The organism is Pseudomonas asplenii (genome assembly GCF_001293465.1).
Lineage (GTDB): Bacteria > Pseudomonadota > Gammaproteobacteria > Pseudomonadales > Pseudomonadaceae > Aquipseudomonas > Aquipseudomonas fuscovaginae_B.
Genome location: NZ_JSYZ01000009.1, coordinates 272,226 through 292,433, shown reverse-complemented (window position 1 = coordinate 292,433; position 20,208 = coordinate 272,226). Strand labels below are relative to the sequence as shown.

17 protein-coding genes and 2 pseudogenes are annotated in these 20,208 nt (G+C 60.9%); 14 read left to right on the top strand and 5 right to left on the bottom strand.

Going from position 1 to position 20,208, the window contains the following annotated elements; translation table 11 throughout:
- Window positions 1–4 precede the first annotated feature (4 nt).
- The 9 genes from PF66_RS13030 (at window position 5) to PF66_RS33435 (ending at window position 9,161) form a co-directional block, all read left to right on the top strand.
- Window positions 5–370: a hypothetical protein gene (locus PF66_RS13030; protein ID WP_054062914.1), complete on the top strand. Its 366-nt coding sequence runs from the start codon at window positions 5–7 to the stop codon at window positions 368–370.
- 201 nt (window positions 371–571) lie between these two features.
- The gene (locus PF66_RS13025; RefSeq protein ID WP_054062913.1) at window positions 572–2,794 is read left to right on the top strand and encodes a phage tail tape measure protein; all 2,223 of its coding nucleotides are present in this window, start codon (window positions 572–574) and stop codon (window positions 2,792–2,794) included.
- Window positions 2,791–4,116 carry a DNA circularization protein gene (locus PF66_RS13020; RefSeq protein ID WP_054062912.1) on the top strand — a complete coding sequence of 442 codons (1,326 nt, stop codon included), beginning with the start codon at window positions 2,791–2,793 and terminating at the stop codon, window positions 4,114–4,116. Before PF66_RS13025 ends, PF66_RS13020 begins: the two co-directional genes overlap by 4 nt.
- Window positions 4,106–5,227, top strand: coding sequence for a phage baseplate assembly protein (locus PF66_RS13015; RefSeq protein WP_054062911.1), 1,122 nt, complete (start codon window positions 4,106–4,108; stop codon window positions 5,225–5,227). Before PF66_RS13020 ends, PF66_RS13015 begins: the two co-directional genes overlap by 11 nt.
- On the top strand, window positions 5,227–5,790 hold the full coding sequence (locus PF66_RS13010; protein ID WP_054062910.1) for a phage baseplate assembly protein domain-containing protein: 564 nt from the start codon (window positions 5,227–5,229) through the stop codon (window positions 5,788–5,790). Before PF66_RS13015 ends, PF66_RS13010 begins: the two co-directional genes overlap by 1 nt.
- Window positions 5,791–6,177: 387 nt before the next feature.
- Window positions 6,178–6,528, top strand: a complete 351-nt coding sequence (locus PF66_RS32010; protein ID WP_081009842.1) for a phage GP46 family protein — start codon at window positions 6,178–6,180, stop codon at window positions 6,526–6,528.
- Window position 6,529: 1 nt separating this feature from the next.
- Window positions 6,530–7,600, top strand: a complete 1,071-nt coding sequence (locus PF66_RS13005) for a baseplate J/gp47 family protein (protein ID WP_054062909.1) — start codon at window positions 6,530–6,532, stop codon at window positions 7,598–7,600.
- Window positions 7,597–8,172: a YmfQ family protein gene (locus tag PF66_RS13000; protein ID WP_054062908.1), complete on the top strand. Its 576-nt coding sequence runs from the start codon at window positions 7,597–7,599 to the stop codon at window positions 8,170–8,172. Before PF66_RS13005 ends, PF66_RS13000 begins: the two co-directional genes overlap by 4 nt.
- Window positions 8,172–9,161, top strand: coding sequence for a hypothetical protein (locus PF66_RS33435; protein WP_054062907.1), 990 nt, complete (start codon window positions 8,172–8,174; stop codon window positions 9,159–9,161). Before PF66_RS13000 ends, PF66_RS33435 begins: the two co-directional genes overlap by 1 nt.
- A gap of 304 nt (window positions 9,162–9,465) precedes the next feature.
- Here PF66_RS33435 and PF66_RS12985 read toward each other — a convergent pair.
- Window positions 9,466–9,855: pseudogene (locus tag PF66_RS12985) on the bottom strand (LysR family transcriptional regulator); the annotation flags it as partial.
- A gap of 95 nt (window positions 9,856–9,950) precedes the next feature.
- Here PF66_RS12985 and PF66_RS12980 point away from each other — a divergent pair.
- Both PF66_RS12980 and PF66_RS12975 read left to right on the top strand, forming a co-directional pair.
- Window positions 9,951–10,181, top strand: coding sequence for a DUF1127 domain-containing protein (locus tag PF66_RS12980; RefSeq protein WP_081009841.1), 231 nt, complete (start codon window positions 9,951–9,953; stop codon window positions 10,179–10,181).
- Window positions 10,182–10,251: 70 nt separating this feature from the next.
- Window positions 10,252–11,463, top strand: coding sequence for a winged helix-turn-helix domain-containing protein (locus PF66_RS12975; RefSeq protein WP_054062905.1), 1,212 nt, complete (start codon window positions 10,252–10,254; stop codon window positions 11,461–11,463).
- A 70-nt stretch (window positions 11,464–11,533) separates the two neighbouring features.
- On the opposite strand, the gene PF66_RS12970 is transcribed toward PF66_RS12975, so the two are convergent.
- On the bottom strand, window positions 11,534–12,880 hold the full coding sequence (locus PF66_RS12970; protein WP_054060770.1) for a class II 3-deoxy-7-phosphoheptulonate synthase: 1,347 nt from the start codon (window positions 12,878–12,880) through the stop codon (window positions 11,534–11,536).
- Window positions 12,881–13,035: 155 nt separating this feature from the next.
- On the opposite strand from PF66_RS12970, the gene PF66_RS12965 reads away from it, so the two are divergent.
- Window positions 13,036–13,791 (top strand): spermidine synthase, encoded by a 756-nt coding sequence (locus tag PF66_RS12965; protein ID WP_054062904.1) that lies wholly within the window; start codon window positions 13,036–13,038, stop codon window positions 13,789–13,791.
- A 343-nt stretch (window positions 13,792–14,134) separates the two neighbouring features.
- Window positions 14,135–15,833: pseudogene (locus PF66_RS12960) on the top strand (DEAD/DEAH box helicase).
- A gap of 184 nt (window positions 15,834–16,017) precedes the next feature.
- Here PF66_RS12960 and PF66_RS12955 read toward each other — a convergent pair.
- The gene (locus PF66_RS12955) at window positions 16,018–16,785 is read right to left on the bottom strand and encodes a DODA-type extradiol aromatic ring-opening family dioxygenase (protein WP_054062903.1); all 768 of its coding nucleotides are present in this window, start codon (window positions 16,783–16,785) and stop codon (window positions 16,018–16,020) included.
- A gap of 103 nt (window positions 16,786–16,888) precedes the next feature.
- Between PF66_RS12955 and PF66_RS12950 the strand changes: the two genes are divergently transcribed.
- A complete protein-coding gene (locus PF66_RS12950; protein ID WP_054058829.1) occupies window positions 16,889–17,554 on the top strand; it encodes a thiopurine S-methyltransferase in 666 nt (221 codons plus the stop codon).
- Between the two features lie 49 nt (window positions 17,555–17,603).
- Here the strand turns inward: PF66_RS12950 and htpX are convergent, their stop codons facing one another.
- Window positions 17,604–18,491 carry a protease HtpX gene (gene htpX / locus PF66_RS12945; protein WP_054058828.1) on the bottom strand — a complete coding sequence of 296 codons (888 nt, stop codon included), beginning with the start codon at window positions 18,489–18,491 and terminating at the stop codon, window positions 17,604–17,606.
- A gap of 318 nt (window positions 18,492–18,809) precedes the next feature.
- Window positions 18,810–20,021: a pyridoxal phosphate-dependent aminotransferase gene (locus tag PF66_RS12940; RefSeq protein ID WP_017905666.1), complete on the bottom strand. Its 1,212-nt coding sequence runs from the start codon at window positions 20,019–20,021 to the stop codon at window positions 18,810–18,812.
- Window positions 20,022–20,208 lie beyond the last annotated feature (187 nt).

Genomic DNA, 20,208 nt, shown 5'->3' with positions numbered 1-20,208 from the left:
GGCCATGGACGATCAATCGAACAAGCAGTGGGACGGTCTGACCATCTCCGGGGAACTGCGAATCGGCGTGTATTACGCCGGTAGTCTCCACAAGCGCTTCACGCTGAGGATGCCCGTCACTGGTGACCTGATCGCGGCTCAAGAGCTGCATCCGAACGGTCCGCTTCAGTTGGTGACAGTAGAGGTCTACCGTCGCCAATTGCTCGCCCTGGGCGATATCCCGCCTGAGCATCTGACGACGGACCTGCTCCGATCATCGCTGGCCGAGTTTGACCTCGGCGTGATTGCTGATGCTGATGAGGAACTGGAAAAAAAGCTTATGCCGCCGAGCGCAGACTCGCCGACTGGCGGCGAATCGAGCACGGACTAGTCCAGCGCGGCTATCGACTGGATGAGGTCCGGCGTATGACCAAGCCTGAGATTGATGCCCGTATTGATCTGATCATCGGCAAGGTCAAGACAACGCGCTATGTCAGCCAGCGTAAGCGAATGCCTCTCCCCAAACCCAAATAACCAAAGGCTCGACATCGAGCCTTTCTTGTATCTGTAAGACGTTCGGGAGTACCCATCAATGAGTGATCTGCGAGTTGCGCTGCGCTTTCAGGCTCATGCCGGCAACAGTCGTCGTGAAATCGCGCAGGTTAATGCAGACCTGCGCAAAGCCGGGAAGGATGGTGCCAAAACCCTCGCTGATGAAAGCTGGAAGGCCGGAGCGGCGATCAACAAGGTCGGCCAGGCCGGGGCCACCAGTTACAAAGTCATCCGCAACGCAATGCGCGACACGGCGAAGGCTGGCACAGACACTCAGTTGGTGATCACCAAGACGTCAGCCGAGCTAAAGGAAATGGCGAACGCAGCGCGCAAGGCTGCCCGCGATGCGAAAGCAGAGCTGTCCAGCACTGATAAACAGGGAGTGCAGCCGCTGAGGCAAAGCGTCGAGAAGACCGAGTCGGCTTTCCGGCGACTCGCGCAGAACGGCGGCCGAAATCTGCGGGTGCTGAAGACTATCGCGGCGGGTGTTCGTCAGGAGTTCGACCGGATCAAGGGGCTTGGCAGCAGTGCGCAGGGCCAGCTTGCAGGGCTTGGCGTCGGTATCGGTGTCATGGCTGGGCTGACCGGAAACGCTCGCCTTGATCGGTCGTTGATCAGGACCAAGCAAACAGCGGACATGACGCCAGAGCAAAAGGACGAGTGGCGGGCCGAGGGCTGGCGGATCGCCAAGACCTACGGCATCAACCGCGAGGACGTCGACAGTGGTTTCAATACCCTGATCGCATCGGGTGTGAAGTACGAGCCGTCCAAGAAAACGGCCGACGCTATCGGTCAATCCACCGCTGTGACTGGCGCGGACTCGGCCGTCTTGGGCAAGGCTGTTGTAGCGGGTGCAAGTGCCTTTAACATCGATCTGAACAAGGAAGGCGCTGCCCTGGAGCTGCTGCAAAAAATGACTGTGGCTGGCCGGCTCGGCAACGCGGAGCTTGAGAACCTTGCCGATATCTTCCCGAAAATCGGTGGTGCGGCTGCGGCCGCAGGTATGTCGATTGCTCAGACGCTGGCGTTCACTGAAACCCTATCAACGGTGGAGATGCAGCCGGATCGCCTCGGGACCCTGGCCGAGTCCACGCTGCGTGTGTTCAGCACGAAGATGTATCGCGATCAGATCACGAAGAGCAGCGGTGTGAAGTTCTTCAATAAGGACGGTAGCTCACGGAACCCGCAAGAGGTGTTCGGCGACCTCAAGGCCAAGTACGACAAGATGAAGACCGACGAGCAACGCGGCAAGTTCATGGGCGTTGTCTTCAAGGGTATGGACCAGGACACCATCCGTGGTATGCGGATCATGTTGACCGGCGACCGCCTGAAGACCTTGTCGGAGCAGACAAAGGAGATCGGGGAGTCAGGGCCAGTCATCGGCCGTGACCTCAAGGAGAACACCGAGAGTGCCAGCGGCACTGCGGCTCGTATGAAAGCGACCCTGGGTGAGGCCATCGACCGGATGGCGACTCCGTTGAACAAGCAGTTTGCCGAGATGGGCAGGTACTTGCTCGATGACATGAACCTTTCTGGTGAACAGATGCTGCTTGGTGGCGCGGCACTGGGCGTCGGTGGTTACTACGCTGGGCGCGGCGCCAAAGCCGGCGCTGGTGCTCTACTCAACAAGGTCATGGGTGGCCCTGAGACGCTGAAGAACATCGCGGTGGGCAAGGTGTTGGAAGAGGCAACGGGTGTGACCTCAGTGTTCGTCACGAACTGGCCTGGCGGCGGGGTTGGCGGTGTGCTCGATCAAGCAGGCGGGGTGGGCCCTGATGCCAAAAAGAAACCTGGTGGCTTCATCGCGCCATGGCTTGCGCCGCTCGCTGTTGGCCTGGGAGCAACCCAGCTCGGCGGTGCGAGTGCCACGGCCGATGACCAAGGCCGCCTTGAGATGGCCCAGCGTAGCGTCCTGCTGGATGACGGCCAGCGGGCCTACCAGACCGCTTTCTACCGGAACCGGATAGACCTTGCTGATAAGAACCCAAAAGAGTCGTCCGATTGGCTCTCGGCGCAAGCTCAGCGCTTGGCTCAACAGCAAACCGGCATGACTGCGGCCGGCCTGCCCGTAGAGGGCGCGAATGCCTGGGCGGCAGGTATCGCGAATCGGGCTGTTACTGCCGGCGTTGAGACCCCTGCGGCCGAGGCGCGCTTGCGGGCGCTGCTTGAAAAGCCACTGGTTATTGAAGTGCGCACTGACTCTCACGCGATACAGGCGGAGGTCGAGCGTCGAACTGACATCCAAATGAGGCGTGGCGGATGAGTTGGTCAGAAACTTTGTTGGACGCCTCGTTTCGAGGCGTTCCGCTCCAGGTCGTAAAAGAGAACTTGCAAGGGCAACGTGCTCTCGCTGAACACGGCGTGCCGTTCAGAGATGGTGACAGCGTTCGTGACCTCGGCCGTGGTGCGCGCCGTTTCCCGATGCAGGTCATCGTGTTTGGCGTCAACTATGAGATCGAACTGCAGAACATCATAGGTGCGCTTGATACCTCTGGTCCTGGTGAGCTGATACACCCGATTTACGGCTCAGTCAGCGTTGTTACTCATACCTGGGACGTTGAGCACAACGCTGAGAGCCCAGACTCTGCGCAGGTCAGCCTCCTGTTTGTTGAGGACACGCCCGACCTACCGTTTTTCGCCCGACAGTTCGAGTATGTCGATATCGGTGTCCTGGAGGAGGAAAACCAGTATCGTTGGCAAGACGGGGTCTTTGACTTATTCGGTCGCATCGACTCCCTTGTCAGCGAGATTCAGTCGTGGATTGGCGGTGGCTGGACTGGCCTGATTGAGAAGGTTTTGGGGCTGCCGGGAATTTTCTTGCGCGTACAACAGTTGCGCTCACAGATTCTCGGTGTTGTGTCGGGGATCGCCGATATGGCAAGAAACCCTATGGCGGCGTTTGACCCGCTGACCGATCTGTTCCGTACCCCGACGCAGATCCGCAGTTCGATCCAGGAGAACACTCCCAGCACGTCGGCGGCGCTACTGGCCCGGTCCGGGGTGCCTGCTATCCTGCCTGGCGGTGACAGCTTGCCAAGTGACGCTGCCAAGGCGGCGAATGCCTTCCTGATCAGCGCCCGACAAGGTGTTGCGCCGGATGACGGGCTGCTGCCTGATGGGATGCCGGACGACCCTGTCGAGGCGAGCGCGTTTGCACTCGTTGTCTTGGTCATCACTGAGCTGGCCGCAGCACATGCCCAGGCCGTGGCAATCGTGATCGAGACCGAAAGCAAGGGCCCGACATTAAGCCCGGTTGAGCTGGAGGGGTTGGTCAACCTCGTGCGTTCGCTTGTGCAGTCATCAATCCTGCTTCAGCGCCGTCTGTTCGGGGTAGAGGCTGCTCGGCCTGTAATCGAGAGCCTGCGCAATACCGCCTCGATGATCCAGGCCCGTGCCCGCCAGGTGATCCTGCAAAGCCCGCCGATGCTTGAGCGCGTAGTTGAAGCGCCGGCAAGCCTGCGTCTTTTGGCACACCGCTGGTACGGCGATCACACCCGAGCCCTGGAGCTGATCCGGCTCAATCCCGACTTGAATACTCCACACAACATCCCGGCCGGGAAGGTGCTGCGTGCTTATGCTGAATGACCGTACTCCATCTATTCGCTTGTCCATCGGTGGCCTGGCACACGAAACGTGGGACGGCTGGTCGGTTGAGTCCGATCTGCTGACCCCGGCCGATGCGTTTGAACTGGAGCTGCATACCAGGAATGCAACGCGGCTGCCTGAGGTGATCAAGGAAGGTGCCGCGTGTTCGTTGACGCTCGATGGCGACCGAGTGTTGACCGGTCAGATTGATGAGTTCGAACACGATATCTCTCGCCAGGGCATTTCGATGCGGATCAATGGCCGGGATCGGGCGGCGCCGTTGGTCGACTGTTCTGCGCCGTTTGTGTCGATGCGCGAAGCGAGCCTGGCGCAGATCCTGGAACAGGTGGTGAAGCCCCTGGGGGCCTACCAGGTGGAAATCCGCGCCGATGAAGCGAAGACCCGGCGTCGTATACAGATCGAGCCTGGACAGACCGCATGGGAAGCACTGCTCCAGGTTGCCGAGGCGAATGGGCTCTGGCCGTGGGTGGAGCCTGACGGGCGCCTTATCATCGGTGGCCCAGATTACACCTCTACGCCTGTTGGGGCTTTGGTCCTGCGAGAGGATGGCGTAGGCAATAACGTCCAGCGCTTGAGCGTGCGACGGTCCATTGCCAATCGCTACAGCCAGATCACTGTCCTAGGACAGCACGGGCAATACGACAATGATGGCCTCGACACCAAGCGTTCGCACCTGCGCTCTGTGATCCAGGACGAAACGCTGCAAAAGCGCGGGATCTTCCGGCCGAAGGTGATTGTAGATAGCTCGTGTGAGAACCAGGACCTTGCGACAACGCGGGCGCGCAAGTTGCTCGCCGACAGTCGCCTGGAGGGGTTCGAGATCCGCGCCATTGTCAGAGGCCACCGTGCTGCTAATGGTCAGGTATGGAGTCCGGGCCAGCGTGTGATTGTTCGCAGTGAGCCGCATGGCCTCAATGACACCTATTTTCTGATGGCTCGCACTCTCCGCCTTACCAGGGGCGAAGGGGAAATCACCGAACTGCGTCTGCGCGAAGACAAGATGTGGGTCCTGGACGGTAACAAACTCAAGAAACATAAAGGCAAGACCAATAAAGATGCGGCCTTTATTCAAATGCTGAAGGGGTTGTAATGAGCCAGCATATGGCGCGCTTGGTGCGCGAGCAGTGTCAGCGGGTTATGGGCAACATTCGTCAGGCTTTCCGTGCAGTATCGGCGCGTAACACGCATGGGAAGTTGATTGGCGTTGAAATGCAGGGGCTGGCTGGAGAAACAGTCTCTGGTGAGCTGATGCAGCATTACGGCTTCAGCTCTGCGCCCCAGGCCGGGGCCGAGTACCTGGTCATTCCGGTTGGCGGGAACAGTAAGCATGCTGTTGTAGTGGCAAGTGAGGATGGCCGGTATAGGATCCAGCTCCAGGATGGTGAGGTTTCGCTCTATACCGACGAAGGTGATTATGTGCACATGAAGCGTGGCCGCGTTGTCGAGGTTTTGACCGACACGCTTGTGGTCAAGGCGGGGAAGAAAGTGCGCTTTGAAACGCCATTAGTTGAAATGACAGGCGACCAGCATATTGATGGAAGTATCAAGGCTGAAGGGGATGTAGCCGACCAGGTCCGGAGCATGCAAGCAGACAGGGATATCTACAACGGGCACAATCATGGAGGTGGTCCAGCCCCAGGGCAGCAACAGTAAATATGTCGGTCTACACTCATAGATCCTCAAAGCACTATGGGTGGTAATGGCTATGCCTGAGCAAAATCGGATTACACAGATTATTCCGTGTGAGGACTGGTTTTACATCGGTCCTGGCATGTATGGAGACGAGGTGTATTTGCGCCTAGCAGCCTGGGGGCTGCTAGGTAGTGGTGACGTAGTAGGCCTTGTTCCTGAAAGGAGTGATACGTTGCGATCTCCTCAATTTGCCAGGTTGATACCTGCTCCTAGGTCAACCGACCCAGGTGAATATATACACCTGAATAGTCTGACCACAGAGCAGCGGCTTAACTTGAGTCTAGCTGATCAGCTACCTTAAACACTCACGAAATAAACCTCGCGCGCGTATGCCTGCACCATGTGTATATGGACGCAGGCATAAACCCAACTACTGGCGATTTGACGGGCCAGCGTATTAGTACGCTGGCTAACGCCGTCTACATCCGCCTAATGACTCCCCTCGGCACATGGTGGCGTGATCCATCAGTAGGTTCCCGCCTGCATGAACTTCGCCGAGAGAAAGACCTGCCACGGGTTGGCATCCTTGCGAAGCAATACGCCGAGCAGGCTCTAAAGCCTCTGCTCGATGACGGTCGCGCCAAGGAAATTACCGTCGCTACGGACCAGCCCCATAACGGCTGGCTCACCTTTCTTATCAGCATCATCGACGCAACAGGCAATCCACAAGTTTTTCGTTTACCTGTAAGAGTAATTTGACATGGCCTTCTCGGCGCCTTCCCTGGACGACATTCTGGCGGCAATTCTGCGAGACATTCGCGACCTCGACTCTGAGGCTGATATCGGCACTGATAGCGACAACTATGTGCGTTCGGCAGCGGTGTCGGCTGCTATTGAGGGGCTATATCAGAAAATTGCTTGGGTATATCGACAGATATTCCCGGATACCGCTGATGAAGAAGAACTTGTGCATGCAGCGGCGATTCGTGGTGTTCCTCGTAAACAGCCCGTTGCGGCAACCGGTACTGTTTTATTGAGCGGTGTTGCTGGTGTTGAGCTTCTGCAAGGGGCTGCGTTGACTCATGTTGCAACCGGCGAGCAGTTCACTGCTCTGGCCGGTGCTGTAATTGGCTCCAGTGGTTCGGTGTCAGTTGTAGTTAGGGCTGCGACTGTCGGTATCGCCCTCAATAAGCTGACCGGCGCCCTGGTGCTGACCAGTCCGCCCCTGGGCATGGACTCAAATGCCGTCTTCGTCGGAGATACGACCGGCGGCGAGGACCAGGAGAAGGCCGAGTCGTTGCTCGCCCGCCTGCTCGACGTGATGCAGTCGCCTCCTGCGGGTGGCACGGTCTACGACTTCAAGCGGTGGGCCAAGAGCGTCGATGGGGTTGCAGATGCTCTGGTCATTCCTGGTCGTCGCGGTGCCGGGACAGTCGATGTGATCATTACTGCCAGTACCGGCAACCCCTCGGCCGAGGTGATCGCCCGTTGCCTCGACTACGTCTTGAGCCAGTGCTCCGTCATCGCAGATGTATGGGTCTACGCGCCGACGGAGCGGGTTGTTGATGCGGCGGCGTTGGTCGAGCTTGAGGACGGTTACACCTTGGCAGAGGTTCAAGCGGCAGCAGATGTCGCCTACAGCGCACTGCTCGGTGCAATCCAGCCCCGTGTCACGCTCAAGCGCTCTCAGATTGAGGCAATGATTAACAACCTTGCCGGTGTTGTTGACCGTTCCGTTACCGCACCAGCGGGCAACGTAAAGGCTTCGGATGACCCCGATCTGATCGGGTGGATTCGTCCCGGCAGGATCATTCTGGGGCTGCTGGAGTGACGACGCTCGCGGACCAGCTCCGCCTGCTGCTACCGCCAGTGTCATACGATGGTACTGCCCCGAGGCTGTCAGCCACCATTGAGGCTGAGGCGAACGCGCTCACGCTTACCGACGACCAGGCCGAGGCGACCTATGCGGCGATCTTTGCCGATTCAGGCATGGGGGTGGCCGACTGGGAGCGCGTACTTGCTTTGCCGGACCCCTGTTTGATCGGTGCCCAGCAGACGACACGGCAGCGTATCCAAGCCGTCGTTAGCAAGTTGAGTGGTCGAGGGGGGCAGAGCAAGGCGTTTTTCATCACCCTGGCCAAGTCCCTCGGCTACGACGTCACGATCACGACATTTCGGCCTGCAAGAGCGGGTGTTGCCCGTGCTGGCGATGCGCTCTATGGCGGCGACTGGAACTTTGCATGGCGAGTCAACGCCCCTGCTGTGACGGTAAGTCAAGCCGTGGCCGGCTTGGCTGCTGCCGGCGATCCGCTGGCGGCTTGGGGCAACAAATCACTTGAATGTCGACTCAGTCAGATGAAGCCGGCCGAGTCTATTTTGCTTTTTGGCTATGGAGACAATTGATGCAGAGAATTGGTGATAGCACCACAACAGCAAACGGGGCGAAAGAGTTCACGCAGGGCCAGCCAGGATCTGGAATAGATTCGACGGTCATTACCCCTGAATGGCTTAATGCTATTCAGCGGGAGCTTGTGAACCTTGTGTTAGGAGCAGGGCTCACCATCACGCCGGGCGATGACTCTCAGGTGTTGAAGGCGGTTCAAGCTCTCCAGGCGCTTGCTAATACTTGGGCGAAGCTAACTGGTAAGCCCTCGACAATCGCGGGCTACGGCATCACGGATACATTCACCAAAACAGAGACATCAGCCGCCATTCAAAGCGCGATTTCAGCCTTGGTTGGTTCCTCGCCTGCGGCTCTGGATACGTTGAATGAGCTTGCGGCAGCCCTCGGCAACGACCCGAATTTTGCAACAACCATGACAAATGCTCTGGCGGGCAAAGCGGCGAAGGCAACGACTCTTGCTGGATATGGCATCAATGATGCGTACCCAAAGGCTTCGACCTACTCTCAGGCTGAGATTACCGCTCTGCTGGCGGCTATTACAGACCGTTTGGCTCAGGCGACTGAGTCGGTCCCTGGCCTTGCTCGGGTGGCTTCACAGGCGCAGGTAGACGCCGGTAGCGACGATACGGCGGTGCTGACATCCAAGAAGCTCCGGTCGGCTAGGGCCACTTGTTCGGCCTGGGTGTCATGGAACGGCACCGGAACGGTCGCAGTGCGGGACAGCTTCAATGTTTCGAGCATCACCGATAACGGTGTAGGGGATTTTACGATCAACTTTGCCGCTCCGCTTGCAAACCCAAACTACAGCTTTTGCTACTCCGTGGGTGGAATCTCAAACTCAATCAACATCTCCAGTGGCGGGTCGGCGGCGCCCACGGTCTCCGCACTGCGAGTAACAAGCGTCAGCGCTGCTGGTATGGGCACTGGAGCAAATTTCGTTATGACGGATTTTCCCTACAACAGCGTTCAGATTTTTGGAGGTAAGTGATGGCTATGCGTATTGTGTATCAGCGCCCAGGTGAGCCGGTCGCCGTTATGACCCCGTGTGACTGTGGGCTGACCATCGAAGATATCGCCCGCAAGGATGTGCCCAAGGGGGTGGCTTTCTGGATCGTACAAGAGTCGGTAGTCCCTGTTGATCCTGAAGAACGCCTGAGTTGGTCGCTCAGTGTCGAGCAGTTGGGGAGCCCCTCAGGCGTGGGAGGCAACTAAATTCAGCTGTGCGCGCCCGCTGCGGTCGGTGCTGGTGCCAAATCCGGCGCTGCTCAGTGCCAAATCCGGCGCGCGCTTACATTCACTTCGATCTGCACCAGCGGGTAGGACTGGGCGAAGCGCGACAGGATGCCCGGCAGGAAACGCATGACATAGTCATCGGGCACGCCGATCCGCACCAGCCCGACCATGTGCGGTTCGCGCAGGGTATTGAACACCTCGCTCTGCAGTTTCAGGATCCGCCGGGCGTAGCCGAGCAGGACCTGGCCTTCGGCGGTCAGGCGCATCTGCCGGCCGTCGCGTTCGAACAGCTGACGCTGCAGCACATCTTCCTCCAGCCGTTTCATCTGCATGCTCACGGCCGATTGCGTGCGATTGACCATCTCCCCGGCCTTGGTGAAACCGCCGTGTTCGGCAATCGCGACGAAGGTGCGCAGGACGTCGATATCGATACTGGGATAGCTGGACAACTCATCAATCTCCGAGATGTGTTGCATAAGAAACATTCGTTGGATTGATCTTAGCCCCAGGCACAGACTTCAGTCATCCCCTACTGGAGGGCAGGATGATGAAAGGTCAGAAAGGTTATCTGCTGGTTGGCGCAAGTGCGCGTACGGGGCTGTCGCTGTCGGGTATGTGGCAGCGGTTGGCGCGCTGGTACGAGTTGTCCCGCGAGCGCCAGATGCTGGCGTCGTTGAGCGACGATGCACTCAAGGATATCGGGCTCAGTCGTGCCGATATCGATGGGGAAACCCATCAGCACTTCTGGAACGATCCGTTGGGCAAGGGCCGCTGATGGCGAGCGGGCCGGTGCTACCCAAACAGGGGGCGACTGGAGTAGTTTGCGGGTTCACAAGGAGGCGTACATGCCCGCAGACCTGTCGTTTTCGTTGAAGCAAGCCCGTCGCCTGGCGCTGGCGGCCCAGGGATTCCAGAGCCGCCAGCGCCAGGTGACGATCCAGCCGCGGCAGGTCAATCGCCTGATCGAGCGCCTGGGTGTGGTGCAGATCGATTCGGTCAATGCACTGGTGCGTTCCCATTACCTGCCGCTGTTTTCCCGCCTGGGCAACTACCCCGCCGATCTGCTCGACCAGGCCGCCTGGAGCCGGGGGCGACGACGTACGTTGTTCGAGTACTGGGGGCATGAGGCTTCGTTGCTGCCGATGGCGTTGTATCCGTTGATGCGCTGGCGCATGGTGCGGGCTTCCCGGGGCGAGGGCATCTATAGACAGATGGCGCAGTTCGGTCGCGAACAGCAGGCCACCATTCGCCGGGTGCTGGCGCAGGTCGAGGCGCGTGGGGCGCTGGGGGCTGGCAGCCTGTCGAACCGTGAGGAAAAGGCTGGGCCCTGGTGGGACTGGAGCGCCGAGAAACACGCGCTGGAATGGCTGTTCGCCGCCGGTGAGGTCACCGTGGCCGGGCGCCGCGGTTTCGAACGGCTCTACGACCTGCCGGAGCGGGTGATCCCCAGGGCGGTGCTCGGGCAGGCACCGGTCGATGAGGCCGAGGCCCAGCGCGGGCTGCTGCGTCAGGCGGCATTGGCCCTCGGGGTGGCGACCGAAAAGGATTTGCGCGACTACTACCGGCTTGACCCGGCCGACAGCCGGGCGCGTCTGGCGGAACTGGTGGAGGCGGGCGAAGTGCAACTCTGCCAGGTACAGGGCTGGCGTCAGCCGGCGTACTGTCCGGCAGCGGTCAAGGTGCCGCGCAAGGTCGAGGCCAGCGCCTTGCTGTCGCCGTTCGACTCATTGATCTGGGAGCGCAGCCGAACCGAGCGATTGTTCGATTTCCGCTATCGGCTGGAGATCTACACGCCGCAGCACAAGCGGGTCTATGGCTATTATGTGTTGCCGTTCCTGCATGGCGAGCGGATTGCCGCGCGGGTCGATCTGCGCGCCGAACGGGCGCAGGGCCGGTTGGCCGTGCATGCGGTGCATGAAGAGGAACACGGATTGGACGACGCGGGTATGGTGGCGCTGGCGGCCAACCTGCGGCAGTTGGCGGACTGGTTGGGCTTGGCGGATATCCAGCTCAATTGTCCGCGCGAGAGTGCACGGCGGTTGAGTGGGCTGCTCTGAAAGATGTGCAGTCAGGTAGATCGCATTCGCCGCGAATGCGATCTACCTGACTGCAAGACAACTCATTGGCTCAACGCCGCACCTGCTTGAGCGTCTCGGCAATCAGGAACGCCAGTTCCAGCGACTGGTCGGCATTCATCCGCGGGTCGCAGTGGGTGTGGTACCGATCCGACAATCCATCCTCGGTAATCGGCCGTGCACCACCGATGCACTCGGTGACATTCTGCCCGGTCATCTCGATGTGGATGCCGCCGGCATAGCTGCCTTCGGCCTGGTGTACCTGGAAGAACTGCTTCACTTCGCTGAGGATCTGCGCGAAGTCGCGGGTCTTGTAGCCGCTGCTGGCCTTGATGGTGTTGCCGTGCATCGGGTCGGAACTCCACAGCACGCGCTTGCCTTCGCTTTCCACCGCACGAATCAACGATGGCAGGTGCTCGCCCACCTTGTTCGCACCCATGCGCACGATCAGGTTGAGGCGCCCGGGGTCGTTGTCCGGGTTGAGGATGTCGATCAGGCGGATCAGTTCGTCGGTGTTCATGCTCGGACCGACCTTGACCCCGATCGGGTTGTTCACCCCGCGCAGGAATTCGACGTGGGCACCGTCGAGCTGGCGGGTGCGGTCGCCGATCCAGAGCATGTGCGCCGAGCAGTCGTAGTAGTCGTTGGTCAGGCTGTCACGGCGGACGAAGGCCTCCTCATAGTTCAGCAGCAGTGCTTCGTGGGCGGTGAAGAAGCTGGTTTCGCGTAGTTGCGGTGCAGTGTCCAGGCCGCAGGCGCGCATGAAGGCCAGGGTTTCATCGATACGGTCGGCCAACTGGCTGTACTTCTCGGCCAGGGCCGAGTTGGCGATGAAGTCCAGGTTCCACTTGTGCACCTGGTGCAGGTCGGCAAAGCCGCCCTGGGCGAAGGCCCGCAGCAGGTTCAGGGTGGCCGTCGACTGGTGGTAGGACTGCAGCAGGCGTTCGGGGTCCGGCGCACGGCTCTGGGCGTCGAAGCCGATGCCATTGACGATATCGCCACGGTAGGCCGGCAGGGTCACGCCATCGAGGGTTTCGTCATTGGCCGAGCGCGGCTTGGCGAACTGGCCGGCCATGCGCCCGACCTTGACCACCGGGCAGCCGGCGGCGAAGGTCATGACCACCGCCATCTGCAACAGCACCTTGAACGTGTCGCGAATCTTCGCCGCGGAGAACTCCGCGAAGCTCTCCGCACAGTCGCCGCCCTGGAGCAGGAAGGCACGGCCTTCGGTGACCTCGGCGAACTGGCGACGCAGTTCGCGGGCTTCGCCGGCAAACACCAGCGGTGGGTAACTGGCCAGGGTCTGTTCGACGCGCAGCAGATGAGCGGCGTCCGGGTATTGCGGTTGTTGCTGGATCGGCAGGGGGCGCCAGCTGTCAGGGCTCCAGGGTTGGCTCATCATGCACTCTAGTCGTTGACGGTAAGGCACCCATGGTAGCAGCAAATTAGTACGTGACCTGCTGCCGTGGCATGGCTGACAATCGCGCTTTGCCGCTCGTGGCCGAGCGGCTGATTCATCGCGCCGGCAGTGGCCGGTTGCGCCAAGGAGTTGAAATGAGTGAGGAGCGCGTCGAGCGTCTGCTGGCTGAAGTGCACGACGCCTTCGGCATGATTCGCGTGCTGGAAGTGGAGGACTACCGCTTTCTCGAATTTGGCGATGCGATCGAGCAGAGCTGCGTGTTTACCGCCGATCCCAGCTGGCTGGAGTATGACTATACCCGGGCGATGCTGATCGGTGCCCTGTGCCATGAGCAGCCGGAAAGTGCGCTGTTCCTCGGGCTGGGCGCCGGGACGCTGACCCAGGCCTGCCTGAAGTTCCTGCCGCTGGAGGATGTCGAGGCCATCGAGCTGCGCCCCGACGTGCCGCGACTGGCCATCGAGTACCTGGGGCTGGATGACGATCCGCGCCTCTACATTCGAGTCGGCGATGCCCTGGAACTGCTGGACACGGCGGAGCCGGCGGACCTGATCTTCGTCGACCTGTATACCGATGTCGGCCCGGGGGCGGGGCACCTGGCCTGGGGCTTCCTGGAAAACTGCCAGAAGAAGCTCAACCCCGGTGGCTGGCTGGTGATCAACCAGTGGGCCACCGATGATGGCAAACCGCTCGGCGCGGCCCTGTTGCGCGGCCTTTATCACCGGCATTACTGGGAACTGCCGGTGAAGGAGGGCAATGTCATCCTGATCATCCCGGCGGACCTGGACCAGGCGTTGGACATGGACGCGCTGATTGCCCGTGCTGACGGCCTGGCACCGCGCCTCGGCTATTCGTTGCGGCCGTTGATCAAGGACATCCGTCCGGCGAGTTGAACCCTGTCGCCATCGAACCGACGAGTGAATCGTTTAAGCCGCCAGGCACGCGGACAGTCGGCAACCCGTTGGTCGGTTATCCGCAAAGCCCGGTGCAGAGGGCCGTCAACTGGTGTTTTCCGATAAAAAAAACTCCCTTTTTTTGTCAGTTCCGGTATAGTGCGCGCCGGCCTTTAGCCGGGCCGCGTTTAGGAATGCAATTGCCCGAAGACAACTTCGGGTGCTGTTCGCCCCAGCGGACGATCCTCGACGATCCTTTCATTCAATCGTTTTCGCAAATCCCCGCCGACAAAGCTGCCAGGGTGACTCTCAGAGTCTTACACGGCATGCGCAGCTTTGGAGCATGGGTCTTTGCGGATGCACTTAGAGGCAGACCCATGACCCAGGAAATCGGCGGCTTCGCCGCTCTTGAACTTCATCCCAGTATTGTCGCTGCAGTAGTCGCCACCGGCTACGAAGAGCCTTCGGCCATTCAGCAGCAGTCGATCCCGATCATCCTTGCCGGTCATGACATGATTGGTCAGGCACAAACCGGTACCGGTAAGACGGCCGCTTTCGCCCTGCCCATCCTGCACCGCATCGATCCGTCCAAGCGCGAGCCGCAAGCTCTGATCCTGGCCCCAACCCGTGAGTTGGCGCTGCAAGTTGCAACCGCTTTCGAAACCTACGCCAAGCAGATGCCTGGCGTGACTGTCGTGGCCGTCTATGGCGGTGCGCCGATGGGCCCGCAGTTGAAAGCAATCCGTAATGGCGCACAGATCGTTGTCGCCACCCCAGGCCGTCTGTGCGACCACCTGCGTCGCGACGAAAAAGTCCTGGCAACCGTGAACCACCTGGTTCTCGACGAAGCGGACGAGATGCTCAAGCTCGGCTTCATGGATGACCTGGAAGTCATCTTCAAGGCCATGCCTGAAAGCCGTCAGACCGTTCTGTTCTCGGCCACCCTGCCGCAGTCGATCCGCGCGATCGCCGAGCGTCACCTCAAGGACCCGAAACACGTCAAGATCCAGAGCAAGACCCAGACCGTCACCGCGATCGAGCAGGCTCACCTGCTGGTTCACGCCGACCAGAAGACCTCGGCCGTGCTGAGCCTGCTGGAAGTCGAGGACTTCGACGCGCTGATCATGTTCGTGCGTACCAAGCAGGCCACCCTGGACCTGGCCAGCGCCCTGGAAGCCAAGGGCTACAAGGCTGCTGCCCTGAACGGCGACATTGCCCAGAACCAGCGTGAGCGCGTGATCGACTCGCTCAAGGACGGTCGCCTGGACATCGTCGTCGCCACCGACGTGGCCGCCCGTGGCCTGGACGTACCGCGCATCACCCACGTGTTCAACGTCGATATGCCGTACGATCCGGAGTCCTACGTGCACCGTATCGGCCGTACCGGCCGTGCCGGTCGCGAAGGTCGTGCGCTGCTGCTGGTGACGCCACGTGAGCGCCGCATGCTGCAGGTGATCGAGCGTGTGACCGGGCAGAAAGTGGCTGAAGTGCGTCTGCCGGACGCCCAGGCGATTCTCGACTCGCGCATCAAGAAACTGACCAACAGCCTGGCTCCGCTGGTGACCGAGGCCGAAGCGACTCACGGCGATCTGCTCGACCGCCTGACCGCCGACATCGGTTGCAGCCCGCGCGCTCTGGCCGCGGCCCTGCTGCGCAAGGCCACCAATGGTCAGGCGCTGAACCTGGCGGCGATCGAGAAAGAGCGTCCGCTGGTGCCGAACAGCACCCCGCGTGGCGAGCGTCCGGAGCGTTCCGGCGATCGTCCCGAGCGCGAACGTCGTGCGCCGATGCCACTGGCCGAAGGCCGTGCCCGTTGCCGTACCGCGCTGGGCGCGCGTGACGGTATCGCGGCGAAGAACCTGCTGGGCGCCATCCTCAATGAAGGTGGCCTGGCACGTGAAGCCATCGGTCGCATCCAGGTGCGTGACAGCTTCAGCCTGGTGGAACTGCCTGAAGAAGGCCTGGACCGCCTGCTGACCAAGCTGAAGGACACCCGGGTTGCCGGCAAGCAGCTGAAACTGCGTCGCTACCGCGAGGATTGATCGGCCCTGGGTTGATTGATCGATAAAAAAATCCCCGACCGGTTCGGGGATTTTTTTTGCCTGGTGCCAGGCGGTGCGCCTGGCTCGAGGCCTGCGGGAGCGGGGCTTGCCCGTGAACAGGATTTCAAGACTTGCTCATGGCCATGAAACCGCCCCCCTGCGCGGGCAGCGTCATGATACCTGCTCAGTCGAAGCGGTAGATGTCCATGCCCAGCGCGCCCAGGGTGAAGCCCTGGTGAACGATCCCCATCCGCTCGCCGGCGCCGCGGGCGAAGTACAGCGGCAGCAGATGTTCGTCGCTGGGGTGGTTGCGCACGGCATGGGGGGCCTGGCGGCGATAGTCGTTCAGGGCGGCGTCGTCATCGGCGGCGAGCTTTTCCACCATCCAGTCGCGGAAGGCCTTGGCCCAGGGTTCGATGACCTCCGGGCCGGCGCGCCAGTTCAGCTCGCCGAGGTTATGGGTGATGCTGCCGGAGCCCACCAGCAGAATGCCCTGCTCGCGCAGGCCGCGCAGGGCCTGCCCGATGCGGGTCTGCAAGGCCGGGCCCATGTGGCTGGGCAGCGAGACCTGGACGATGGGGATATCGGCTTCGGGATACATCAGTTTCATCGGCACCCAGACGCCATGGTCGAAGGGGCGGGTGGCGTCCAGCCGCGCCGGCAGGCCCGCCTGCGTCAGCAGCCCGGCCACCTCGGCAGCCAGCTCCGGCTGGCCCGGTGCCGGGTACTGCACGGCGAACAGTTCGCGGGGGAATCCGCCGAAGTCATGCCAGGTTTCCGGGTGCGGGCTGCTGCCGACCAGCAGTCCCTGGCTTTCCCAGTGCGCCGAGACGATCACGATGGCCCTGGGTCGTGGCAGTTCGGCGGCCAGCCTGGCCAGGGCCGGGCCGCTGGCGCCGGGTTCGAGGGCCAGCATGGGCGAGCCGTGGGAGATGAACAGGCTGGGGAACATGGGCAAGGTCCTGAGCGTTAAGATGGCACCATCTTCATTCAAAACATTGATCTAAATCTAATATAAGTTTTAGTGGATTCTGATCGAATTATTGGGGTTAAACATGCAGCCTGAGTTTTGGCACAAACGCTGGGAGCTCGGCCAGATCGGCTTTCATCTGGATCAGGTCAATCCCTATCTGCAGCGCTACTGGCCGGACCTGCCGTTGGAGCCGGGTGGGCGGGTGCTGGTGCCATTGTGTGGCAAGAGTCTCGATCTGGCCTGGCTGGCGGCGCAGGGATTGCGGGTGCTGGGCGTCGAGCTGTCGAGGAAGGCGGTCGAGGACTTTTTCCTGGAGCGTCAGTTGCAGCCGCGGGTGCGCGAGCAGGGCGGCTTCCGGATCTACGAGGCCGGGTCGCTGCAGCTCTGGTGCGGGGATTTCTTCGCTCTGAGCGCCGAGGACGTCGCCGACTGTGCGGCGCTCTATGACCGGGCTGCGATGATCGCCTTGCCAGCCGAGATGCGCCAACGTTATGCGAGCCACCTGACGCGGATTCTGCCCGGCGGCTGCCAGGGCCTGCTGATTACGCTGGACTACGACCAGTCGCTGCTGAACGGGCCGCCCTTCGCCGTCCTCGACGGTGAGGTGCGCAGTCTGCTGGAGCCGGCGTGGGAGGTTCAGGTGGAAGAGCAGAAGGATGTGCTCGGTGAGAGCTGGAAGTTCCTCAAGGCGGGGGTGACTCGCCTTGAGGAACGGGTGTATCGGTTGGAGAGGAACCGGATCGGCTGAGGGTACTGTGCCCTGTGGGAGCCAGCAGGCAGGCTCCCGCAAGTGGCGGTCAGCCGCGGCGACGCAGGGCGTCGATACGCTCTTCCAGCGGCGGGTGGCTCATGAACATCTTGGCCAGGCCCTGCTTCAGGCCGCCGTTGATACCGAAGGCGTTCAGCGTGTCGGGCATGTGCACCGGCAGGCCCTGTTCGGCGCGCAGGCGCTGCAGGGCGCCAATCATTGCGGCGGTACCGGCCAGGCTGGCACCGGCTTCGTCGGCACGGAATTCGCGCTTGCGCGAGAACCACATGACGATGGCGCTGGCGAGGAAGCCCAGGACCAGTTCGGCGAAGATGGTCGCCACGTAGTAGGCGATACCCTGGCCTTCTTCGTTCTTGAAGATGACCTTGTCGACGAAGTTGCCGATGATCCGCGCGAAGAACATGACGAAGGTGTTCACCACGCCCTGGACCAGTGCCAGGGTGACCATGTCGCCGTTGGCCACGTGACCGATCTCGTGGGCCAGCACGGCCTTCACTTCATCGGGCGAGAAGCGCTCCAGCAGACCCTGGCTGACCGCGACCAGCGCGTCGTTCTTGTTCCAGCCGGTGGCGAAGGCGTTCGCCTCGTAGGCCGGGAAGATGCCGACCTCCGGCATCTTGATCCCGGCTTCACGGGACAGTTGCTCGACGGTTTGCAGCAGCCATTGCTCGTGGCGGGTGCGTGGCTGGGTAATGATCTGGGTACTGGTGCTCATCTTCGCCATCCATTTGGATATGAACAGCGAGAACAGCGAACCGGCAAAACCAAAGACCGCACAGAAGATCAGCAGCTGATTGAGGTTGAGATCAACCCCATTGGCCGCCATGAACCCGTTGAAGCCGAAAAGGCTCAGGGTGATGCTGGCAATCAGCACGACCGCCAGGTTGGTAGCCAAGAACAGCAGGATGCGCATCATGGTTGAAAGTATCTCCTCATCTAAAGATGTCGCTTTATGCGGGGTATATAAGGTGCCGCTACCGCCTATTCAACCGGGTGACTATTTCAAACTGTGTCCTACAGCTCGATTGTAGAATCCTGCCGGCCATTTCCGAATCACAAAGGTCGGTGTTTTTCTTCCCGCAGCCGGTCGTAGCCCGCGGAAACTGCGTTGCAGAGCCTTTGACAGCATTGCACGGAACAGTTCGGCGAACGACGTATGTGCATACAAAAAACAGCTGATGAGAGAGGGGCCGCACGGCGACGCCACTCGGGAGTCGCCGTGGGTTGTAGGATATTACTGGCGGTAGGATTTCAGGAAGTGGCCGATGCGGCCAATGGCCTGCTCCAGGTCGTCGACCCGTGGCAGGGTGACCACCCGGAAGTGATCCGGCCATGGCCAGTTGAAGGCCGTACCCTGTACCACCAGCAGTTTTTCCGAGAGCAGCAGGTCGAGGACGAACTTCTCGTCGTTGTGGATCGGGCAGACCTTGGGGTCGATCCGCGGGAAGGCATACAGTGCGCCCATGGGCTTGACGCAGCTGACGCCGGGGATGTCGTTGAGCAGTTCCCAGGTGCGGTTGCGCTGCTCCAGCAGGCGGCCGGGTGGCAGCACCAGGTCGTTGATGCTCTGGTAGCCGCCGAGAGCGGTCTGGATCGCATGCTGGCTCGGCACGTTGGCGCACAGGCGCATGTTGGCCAGAATGTCGAGGCCTTCGATATAGCTCTGGGCATTGTGCTTGGGACCGGAGATGGCGATCCAGCCGGAGCGGAAGCCGGCGACCCGGTAGGACTTGGACAGGCCGTTGAAGGTCAGGCACAGCAGGTCCGGTGCCAGCGAGGCGGTGCAGACGTGCACGGCGTCGTCGTAGAGGATCTTGTCGTAGATCTCGTCGGAAAACACCACGAGGTTGTGCTGGCGGGCCAGTTCGAGCATGCCCAGCAGGACTTCCTTCGAATACACCGCGCCGGTCGGGTTGTTCGGGTTGATGATCACCATGGCCCTGGTGTTGGGGGTGATCTTGGCCTTGATGTCGGCCAGGTCAGGCCACCAGTTGGCCTGCTCGTCGCACAGGTAATGCACCGCCTTGCCGCCGGACAGGCTGACCGCGGCGGTCCACAGTGGATAGTCCGGTGCCGGGACCAGCACTTCGTCGCCGTTGTTGAGCAGGGCCTGCATCGACATCACGATCAGCTCGGAAACGCCGTTGCCCAGGTAGATGTCCTCGATACCGACACCTTCGACCTGCTTCTGCTGGTAGTACTGCATCACCGCCTTGCGCGCGCTGAAAAGACCCTTGGAATCGCTGTAGCCCTGGGCGGTCGGCAGGTTGCGGATCACATCCTGGAGGATTTCGTCCGGCGCTTCGAAACCAAAGGGCGCCGGGTTGCCGATGTTCAGCTTGAGGATGCGATGGCCTTCCTCTTCCAGGCGTTTGGCGTGCTTGAGCACCGGGCCGCGAATGTCATAGCAGACGTTGGCGAGCTTGTTCGATTTGCTGACCTGCATGGTGATGTGATCCCGATAATGGACGATCCAGGCGACCCGCTGGGGTCGCTGTGGCAATACTGCGTTTGCGGCGCGTCCCGTGGCCCCTTGCCGCCGCTGCGGAAAATCCGATTTGAATGCGGTTCAAGCGGGTGCCAGACTGGCGTTCAACGAGGCGCAATCATACGTGCCACCCGATCCGTGGAAA

Bases quoted from the DNA above. Each gene is read 5' to 3' on its own strand.
- PF66_RS13025 (WP_054062913.1), top strand. From the start codon at position 572: ATGAGTGATCTGCGAGTTGCGCTGCGCTTTCAGGCTCATGCCGGCAAC.
- PF66_RS12980 (WP_081009841.1), top strand. From the start codon at position 9,951: ATGATGAAAGGTCAGAAAGGTTATCTGCTGGTTGGCGCAAGTGCGCGT.
- PF66_RS12970 (WP_054060770.1), bottom strand. From the start codon at position 12,880: ATGAGCCAACCCTGGAGCCCTGACAGCTGGCGCCCCCTGCCGATCCAG.
- PF66_RS33435 (WP_054062907.1), top strand. From the start codon at position 8,172: ATGCAGAGAATTGGTGATAGCACCACAACAGCAAACGGGGCGAAAGAG.
- PF66_RS32010 (WP_081009842.1), top strand. From the start codon at position 6,178: ATGGACGCAGGCATAAACCCAACTACTGGCGATTTGACGGGCCAGCGT.
- PF66_RS13020 (WP_054062912.1), top strand. From the start codon at position 2,791: ATGAGTTGGTCAGAAACTTTGTTGGACGCCTCGTTTCGAGGCGTTCCG.
- PF66_RS13015 (WP_054062911.1), top strand. From the start codon at position 4,106: ATGCTGAATGACCGTACTCCATCTATTCGCTTGTCCATCGGTGGCCTG.
- htpX (WP_054058828.1), bottom strand. From the start codon at position 18,491: ATGATGCGCATCCTGCTGTTCTTGGCTACCAACCTGGCGGTCGTGCTG.
- PF66_RS12975 (WP_054062905.1), top strand. From the start codon at position 10,252: ATGCCCGCAGACCTGTCGTTTTCGTTGAAGCAAGCCCGTCGCCTGGCG.
- PF66_RS12955 (WP_054062903.1), bottom strand. From the start codon at position 16,785: ATGTTCCCCAGCCTGTTCATCTCCCACGGCTCGCCCATGCTGGCCCTC.
- PF66_RS13030 (WP_054062914.1), top strand. From the start codon at position 5: ATGGACGATCAATCGAACAAGCAGTGGGACGGTCTGACCATCTCCGGG.
- PF66_RS12940 (WP_017905666.1), bottom strand. From the start codon at position 20,021: ATGCAGGTCAGCAAATCGAACAAGCTCGCCAACGTCTGCTATGACATT.
- PF66_RS13010 (WP_054062910.1), top strand. From the start codon at position 5,227: ATGAGCCAGCATATGGCGCGCTTGGTGCGCGAGCAGTGTCAGCGGGTT.
- PF66_RS12950 (WP_054058829.1), top strand. From the start codon at position 16,889: ATGCAGCCTGAGTTTTGGCACAAACGCTGGGAGCTCGGCCAGATCGGC.
- PF66_RS12965 (WP_054062904.1), top strand. From the start codon at position 13,036: ATGAGTGAGGAGCGCGTCGAGCGTCTGCTGGCTGAAGTGCACGACGCC.
- PF66_RS13005 (WP_054062909.1), top strand. From the start codon at position 6,530: ATGGCCTTCTCGGCGCCTTCCCTGGACGACATTCTGGCGGCAATTCTG.